The 436-nt window shown below is 64.4% G+C and carries 1 protein-coding gene; it reads right to left on the bottom strand.

Annotated features, from left to right (window positions below; translation table 11 throughout):
- On the bottom strand, window positions 1–436 hold a 436-nt coding region (locus RV1423_RS28380; RefSeq protein ID WP_034304021.1), incomplete at both ends, for an alpha-hydroxy acid oxidase.

Raw genomic sequence — 436 nt, forward strand, 5'->3', positions numbered from 1 at the left:
TTCAGGGTCGGGTCGAACTGGCTGGCGGTCCACTGGCTCAGCGTCTGGATGCCGCTGCCGCCGCCGGTGATGTGGCCGGCCAGGTTGCCGAAGGTCTTGCGTCCGCCCAGCGCGCGCAGCGCCCAGCCGGGTTTTCCCGCCAGGTCGAGCAGGGTGTCGAGCGTGAGTTTGGGCGGCACCGACATGCCGTTCTTGAGGTCCTTGTGGCGCTGGCCGAGGATTTGCAAATCCAGCGTCAATACCAGCGCCGAGCATTTGGCGGCCTTGGCGCGATCGATCATCGATTTGACGAAGCCGCGGTCGCGCATCACATAGAGCTGGAACCAGAACGGCTTGGTGGTGACGCTGGCGACGTCTTCGATGGAGCAGATGCTCATGGTCGACAGCGTGAACGGGATGCCGAACTTTTCGGCGGCGATGGCGCCGAGCATTTCGC

It is taken from the genome of Herbaspirillum sp. RV1423 (genome assembly GCF_000577615.1).
Classification (GTDB): domain Bacteria; phylum Pseudomonadota; class Gammaproteobacteria; order Burkholderiales; family Burkholderiaceae_D; genus Herbaspirillum.